The organism is Glycomyces buryatensis, assembly GCF_004912275.1.
GTDB lineage: Bacteria > Actinomycetota > Actinomycetes > Mycobacteriales > Micromonosporaceae > Glycomyces > Glycomyces buryatensis.
The window spans coordinates 1-6478 of record NZ_STGY01000019.1 but is presented as its reverse complement, the minus strand read 5'-3'; the positions used below and the strand labels follow the sequence as shown (position 1 = coordinate 6478).

The following is a 6478-nucleotide window of genomic DNA, read 5'->3' as shown; positions in this document are numbered from 1 at the left end:
ACACCAGCGCACACGATGCAACGCCGACCATAGCGGGAGTCGTGTGAGCACCCGGCACACACGCCAAGCAGGGCCCTGTCAGTGAAGGGGGACTGCGAGCGGTGCCGGGCTAACAGGCGAGGCATGCCCTCCAAGGAATGACCCGCGGAGCGTGCCGGGCCTCCACGCGAAGCACGCCCCTCTAGGGAGGGGGATGCGGCGCGTGACAGGCGAAGGACGGAGGCGCCTCCTCGACCGAACCCGCCCGCACACCGGACGGGACATGGGAAGGAAGCGACCAGGAACATGACCGGACCGACCGGTCAGGACGATGCCCGCTGAAGGGGGCTTCGCAAGGCCGGACCGACCGGTCAGCGGGATCCTCGTTGATCGGCATCGTTCCACCGGAACCGACCGGTGAAAGTGATGCTCCTTGGCGGGTTTCACCTGGCCGGATGGGACCGGCGCAGACGCGAAGCCCCTGAAGGGGGGCGAAGCGCACGACCGAGCGGCACGAGGGCCGAGGATCGATGTGTGATGACCGAAGCGGGACAAAGGAAGGAGGCAAGACGACCATGACAGCCATGCCGACCATGACGGACCCGAGCTCGAGTTCGACCGCGCCTCGCGCCTGCCCCTTCCGACAGTCCCGCACGCGCGGCCCGGCGGCAGAGGCCACCGGCCCCGGCCAGGCCTCCACGACACCGCGAACCGGCCCCCGCCAGAGCGCCACACACCGCCTGGCCCCGGCAACGCTCCCCGGACCGGTCCGCCACCACTCCATCGCTGAGAGCCCGAACCTGCACCGACGGCCAACCCCGCCCCGGCAGGGCACCCCGACCGACCTTCCCCGTCCCTCCGTCGCTGCGAGCCTGAACGACAACGGAAACGCCATCCATCCCCGGCGACGGACCCCGCGGCCACCGCCCCGTTGCTGACTGCTGCACGACACGAACCACCGCTCAAACCGAAACGCATTGGCGCTAGCGGGCGAAGTCCTCGCGGGCCAGGTGGGCATTGACGCGGCCGAGCAGGGAGAACAGCTCTCCCCGCTCGGCCTTCGTCAATGGCGCCAGGACCTTCTCATTGACCCCGTCGAGGATCCGGTCGAGCTCGATGACGCGCCGCTCGCCGGCCTCGGTCATGGTGATGACGTTGCGGCGCTTGTCGGCCGGGTCGGGGCCGCGCTGAATGTAGCCGTCTGCGACCAGCTCGTTGAGGACGGCGACGAGGTCGGAGCGGAAGACGCCGGACCGGTCGGCGAGCGCGGCCTGGCTCGCGGGCCCGAACTCGGCCAGCGACGCGAGCACCATGTAGTGGTACCGGCGGGCGCCGACCCCGTCGAGCGCGTCGCCCGCGACCTTCCGGGCCTGCGCGGCGGTCATCCCGACCAGGCGCGAGAACTGCCGCTTGAAGCGCTCGGGCGTCTGGTCGCCGCGCTCGAAGCGCAGGTCGGCGTTGTCTTCCATGGGAACAGCCTACCCCGGTTGCGTTAGTGGCACTAACGATGTATGTTCATTAGAACCACAAACGTTAGAGTCACTAACTACTTGAAGGAGTCCCCCGTGAGCACCACCGAAGCCATGATCCTGGACCTCACCGACCGCGCCGAGCTGGCCGATCTCGTTGCCCGCCACAGCCTATGGGTTGACGAGGCCCGCTGGGACGAGACCGACCGGATCTTCACGGACGATGTCGCCGTCAAGTCCCCCCGCGGCGAGGCCCGCGGCACCGAAGAACTGCTCGCGCTGGTGCGGAAGGGACAAGACACGTTCGCGGCCACCCTGCACCTCAAGTCCAACCTCGTCATAGACCTCGACGGCGACACCGCCAAGGTGCACGCCCACGACATCGCGGTATTCGCCATCGACGACCGGACCGAGGCGGTCGCGGCCGGGATCTCCCGCTACGAAGCCCGCCGCACCGATGAGGGCTGGCGCGTCAGCCGCCTCGAAATCGAACCGATCGCATTGACCGAGGCCATCGACCGGGCGCTGTAAGCCCCTCTCCCCCAAGCAAAAGGAAACAGAACCATGAAGCAGATCGATATCCTCGACTCCCATATGGGCTACGTCGATGAGGGCGAGGGCGAGGCGACCGTCGTGCTCCTGCACGGCAACCCGACCTCCTCGCACATCTGGCGGAACGTGATCCCGCACCTCACCGGCAAAGCGCGAGTCGTGGCGCCCGACCTCATCGGGATGGGCTCCTCCGGCAAGCCCGACATCGCCTACGACTACGCCGACCACGCCGCGTACCTGGAGGCGTTCCTGACCGCGCTCGGCATCGAGCGGCCCGTCCTGGTCGGGTACGACTGGGGCGGGTCCCTCGCCCTGGACTGGGCCGCAAGGCATCCCGGGCGCACCCGGGGCGTGGTCCTGATGGAGACCTTCCTGCGGCCCATGACCTGGGCCGAGTTCCCGGCCGGGGCCGTGGAGTTCTTCCGGACCCTGCGCACGCCCGGCGCGGGCGAGCAGATGGCCCTTGAGGAGAACTGGTTCATCGAGAACGCGGTGCGCGCCACCAACGGCGGCGTCTCGGACGCGGACATGGACGTCTACCGGGGGCCCTACCCGACCCCGGAGTCCCGCCGGCCGCTCCTGGCCTGGCCGCGGCAGATCCCGCTCGCCGAGGCGGGCGGGCCGTTCGAGCCGGCATCAGTCGTCGAACGATTCGTCGCCTACGTCAAGTGGATGACCCGGACCCCTGAGGTGCCGAAGCTGCTGCTCACGGCCTCGCCGTACGGCCTGGTGTCCCCCGCGATGGTGGAGTGGGCCCAGAGCCACATCGCCGGACTGGAGGTGTCGAGCCTGGGAGAGCAGGTGGGCCACCACGCGCCCGAGGACGCGCCCGACGAGATCGGCAAGGCGGTGCTGGGGCTGCTCGAAGACCTTGGGTAGCAAGAGAGGAAAGAAAGGAGGTCCTGACCGGTCTCGCGACCGGCCAGGACCTATACCCCTCGAAGACAAGCTTCTCGACGTCAACGGGGACCGGTCGCGCTCCTGCCAGTGCTGCGGCCGGATCGCCGCTTGACGATTCAATGGAAACCCTATCAGATAACTGGCGCGCGCTACCCCACGGGCCGGTCGACGGATTGGCAACGCTCCCAACCAAAACCGGACCCCGCCATAGATCCATTGACCACTATGGATCATTACGATCAGATGAGGTCTCGTCGCGGGGTCTGTACAGTCAGCGACGGCTCTGGTTATATTGTGGCCCTTGCAGAAGACATAGTGCTCCTCTGAGGACAATCGCGTCGATAGGACCCCGCATGCGCCGTATCTCCTACTCCGCCCACGTAGTCAATGGCCTGCTGACACCCTTCACCGCCGTGCGACGCGACCCCCAGCGGGCCCTGGAGGCCTGGCGCCGCAAGGCATCCGCCGTCGTCGAGCGGTCCGGCATCGTCCCGGACGCCGAGGACAGCGCCTTCGCCGACGACCTGGGCTTCATGCTCCAGTGCTTCGCCCGCGTCCCGGGCCTCACCCCGATCGGCTGGATCGGGCAGCTGTCGAATGCCGCTTCCCGGCTGGAGAACCGGCTGCGCATCAAGCGCATCATCGCCGAGAACCCGGCCGTCGCCGCCGAGCCCATCGACGACCCGATCTTCGTGGTCGGCCTGCCCCGCACCGCCACCAGCCTCACCCACAAGATCCTGGCCCGCTCCGAACCGCACCGCGGCCCGCTGCTGTGGGAACTGATCCGCACCGACCTCGAACAGGACCCGAGGACCACCGCGAAGCGGATCGGCGCCATCGAGAAGGAACTCAACGCCACCTTCAAGTTCTCCCCGCTCTACGACGTCATCCATCCGGTGCGCGCCGATCAGCCGGAGGAGTCGATCGCGATCATGCCGCGCACGTACTTCCCCCTCAGCTGCGCCCTCATGCCCGACTACCGCGAATGGCTCGACCAGGTCGACGTCACCGCCGACTACGAGTACTTGAAGCAGGCCCTCCAGGTCCTCCAGCACGGGCGCGACCGCCGGCGCTGGATCCTGAAGTTCCCGGGGCACGTCGCCCACCTCGACACCATCCACAAGGTCTTCCCCGGCGCCCAGATCGTTTGGACCCACCGCGACCCGGTCACGGTCATGGGATCGTTCTGCTCCCTGGTGGAGACCCTCGGCCGCGTCCACGCCCGCGGCATGGACCAGCATGAGATCGGCCGCATGTGGCTCGGCATTCTCTCCGACTCGATCGAACAGGGCCGGAGCAAGCGCCTCGCCCTCCCCCGGGAATCGGTGGTCGACGTCAGCTACCACCAACTCGTCGCCGACCCCCACCACTACGTGCCCGCGCTCTACGAACGCCTCGGCGCCAAGTGGACCAACTCCGACGCGGCCAACCTCGAAGGAGTCCTCAACGGCCCCAACCGAGACCGCCAACACGAATACGCCCTCGACCGCTACGGCTTGTCGCCCGCACAAGTAGAAGAGGCATTCGGCGACTACTCCCTGCTGGTGGCCAACCTCCGCAGCTGACCCGCCTCACCGCCGGCGCGGCGAGGCCTGGAAGTCAAGCTAGGACCACACGACGCCTCTATTGCGGCACAGGCAGAAGGGATGCCCGATCGGGTCGGTGTAGACCTGCCAGCCGTAGCCCTCGGGCCCGATGAAGTTCTGCTGGAGCGTTGCGCCGAGAGCGACGACACGGCGCTGTTCGGGCTCGAATTCGTCCACCTCGAAGTCGAGGTGGTACTGCTTGGGGTGCTCGCTGCTGGGCCAGGTCGGGGGGCGGTAGTCCTCCACCCGCTGGAAGGCCAGTTCGACCTCGCCATACGGGATACCGGCCCACGAGTCGTCACTGTCCGGCTTGAGCGCACGGCCCGTCACTTCGGCGTAGAAGGCCCCCAGCTTCATCGTGTCCGGGCAGTCGATGATGAAATCGGTGAGTTTGAGCATCACTCGATCCTGCCCCAGGACCAGGCGAGCCGCAACCGAAAACGCCCTTCACGGACGTCGTCGTACTTAGCAAGCAGTCGCATGGGGATATGGGACGCGAACAGACCCATCGGCTATCTGAAGCGGTTGCCCTGCGACCCCGGGTCGGTCCAGGACGGGCCTTCCCGGTACCGCATCTGCGGCGACTTGGTGATCATGTGGACCAGGTCTCCGGCGATGTCAAGATTCGGCGCCGGTCCTCGTTCGGGGTCGGTAGGGCCTGTCTGCAATCGCGCCACGCTGCTTCTCCATTCGTGGAGCACCGGCTCGGTCGGATCGGGGACCGCCTTGATCTCCACGGTCGCATCGATCCCGACGGTTCCGCCCTCTTCGGCGGTGAACTCGAAGCTTTCGGAATCGGCGGCCGCTTCCCCTGTCGGGACCGGAAGTGGCGACTGCGGGGAGCGGACTTCGAGCCGGTGGCGGCCCGGTTCCAACTGAAGCCAAATGCGGGTCCACGAGGCGGGAAGCGCCTGGCCGTCGAGCAAGATCTCCGGCGGGGGCACGGCGAAGCGGTGCCGGACGGGCACGATCTCACCAACCTTGTCGAGCTGCCGGCAGTTCCAGCTGTACAGCACCTTCTTCCCGGCCGGGAACTGCCTCGTGAGGTCGGCTGAGGTGAGGTCGGTCTTGATGAAGCGGGCATCGATGAGGATCGCCGCCCGCCCGGGTTCAGGTTCGGGGGCAGGGCCGCTGGGGTCGAGGACCAGCAGGGGCACCCATCCAGAGTGTGTGAACGGTCGCGGATCCAGTGGTTCCTCGGGTTCAAGACGGTTGTAGCGCAAAGAGGTCCAGACGATGCGCAGGGCCCAGAGCATGAACAGCGCTGCGACTGCCGCAAGGGCGATGATCCCGATGTTCGTTCGGATCCACTCCGATTCGATGGCTCCAGCGGCCATGAGGGGCCCGCACACAAAAACGATGCAGAACGCGGCGGGAACGAATCTGCGGGTGACTCGGCGCCCCCGCACATTGGCCGCGAGGTACTGCCAGAAATCGAGCCTCCCCCGCGGGCCGAGGGTGTAGCCGCTCAGATGCGCGAAGCCCCCGCGGACCTGGCCCGTCGCATACGACCGGTGCTGATCGCCGAGCAGCCCAATGTAATCGAGCTTCGCAGTCCTCCCCGACCGGATGTCGACGGCCCGCCAGGCGCGCGAGTGCTGGCTCTGCACCTCTACCAAATGCCGTCCAGGAGTGAGCGGCAGATCGAGCGAACCCCACCCGGTGGCGACCGGTTCCCCGTCGACCACCACCACGGGTACCAGGCTTGACCGCAGATCGCCCTTGCTTTCTATCGGGTCGCCTGCTCGTTCTCGTGCGGAAGATTTCTCCACGCCCCACGAGTCCCGGAGACTATCGGTGATACCGCAATAACCGACCCGAAGCGACAGCTTCCCCGCATCGGCGGAGGCACGTCGCTCCCCGAGTTCGGTGAGCTTCCATCCGGCCCAGGGCGCCTTGAATACCGGACTGAGACCGGCTGTCAGGTCCATCAAGTCTCCTCAGAATTGAATGAGGTTCTTCCATCTCGGTTAGCGATCGAAATTGTTCGAT

At 67.1% G+C, this 6478-nt stretch carries 6 protein-coding genes; 3 read left to right on the top strand and 3 right to left on the bottom strand.

Going from position 1 to position 6478, the window contains the following annotated elements:
* Window positions 1-962 precede the first annotated feature (962 nt).
* On the bottom strand, window positions 963-1448 hold the full coding sequence (locus FAB82_RS04790; RefSeq protein ID WP_136533406.1) for a MarR family winged helix-turn-helix transcriptional regulator: 486 nt from the start codon (window positions 1446-1448) through the stop codon (window positions 963-965).
* Window positions 1449-1544: 96 nt separating this feature from the next.
* Here FAB82_RS04790 and FAB82_RS04785 point away from each other — a divergent pair, with 96 nt between their 5' ends.
* The 3 genes from FAB82_RS04785 (at window position 1545) to FAB82_RS04775 (ending at window position 4465) form a co-directional block, all read left to right on the top strand.
* Window positions 1545-1979: a nuclear transport factor 2 family protein gene (locus FAB82_RS04785; RefSeq protein ID WP_136533405.1), complete on the top strand. Its 435-nt coding sequence runs from the start codon at window positions 1545-1547 to the stop codon at window positions 1977-1979.
* 33 nt (window positions 1980-2012) lie between these two features.
* Window positions 2013-2879 (top strand): haloalkane dehalogenase, encoded by an 867-nt coding sequence (locus FAB82_RS04780; protein ID WP_136533404.1) that lies wholly within the window; start codon window positions 2013-2015, stop codon window positions 2877-2879.
* A 374-nt stretch (window positions 2880-3253) separates the two neighbouring features.
* Complete coding sequence (locus tag FAB82_RS04775; protein WP_168801418.1) at window positions 3254-4465, top strand: sulfotransferase family protein; 1212 nt, start codon at window positions 3254-3256, stop codon at window positions 4463-4465.
* 39 nt (window positions 4466-4504) lie between these two features.
* On the opposite strand, the gene FAB82_RS04770 is transcribed toward FAB82_RS04775, so the two are convergent.
* On the bottom strand, window positions 4505-4885 hold the full coding sequence (locus FAB82_RS04770) for a VOC family protein (RefSeq protein ID WP_136533402.1): 381 nt from the start codon (window positions 4883-4885) through the stop codon (window positions 4505-4507).
* 113 nt (window positions 4886-4998) lie between these two features.
* Window positions 4999-6417 carry a hypothetical protein gene (locus FAB82_RS04765; protein ID WP_136533401.1) on the bottom strand — a complete coding sequence of 473 codons (1419 nt, stop codon included), beginning with the start codon at window positions 6415-6417 and terminating at the stop codon, window positions 4999-5001.
* Window positions 6418-6478 lie beyond the last annotated feature (61 nt).

What these genes read in the sequence shown, in the direction of transcription:
- FAB82_RS04790 (WP_136533406.1), bottom strand. Translation starts at nt 1,448, where the DNA reads ATGGAAGACAACGCCGACCTGCGCTTCGAGCGCGGCGACCAGACGCCC.
- FAB82_RS04780 (WP_136533404.1), top strand. Translation starts at nt 2,013, where the DNA reads ATGAAGCAGATCGATATCCTCGACTCCCATATGGGCTACGTCGATGAG.
- FAB82_RS04775 (WP_168801418.1), top strand. Translation starts at nt 3,254, where the DNA reads ATGCGCCGTATCTCCTACTCCGCCCACGTAGTCAATGGCCTGCTGACA.
- FAB82_RS04770 (WP_136533402.1), bottom strand. Translation starts at nt 4,885, where the DNA reads ATGCTCAAACTCACCGATTTCATCATCGACTGCCCGGACACGATGAAG.
- FAB82_RS04765 (WP_136533401.1), bottom strand. Translation starts at nt 6,417, where the DNA reads ATGGACCTGACAGCCGGTCTCAGTCCGGTATTCAAGGCGCCCTGGGCC.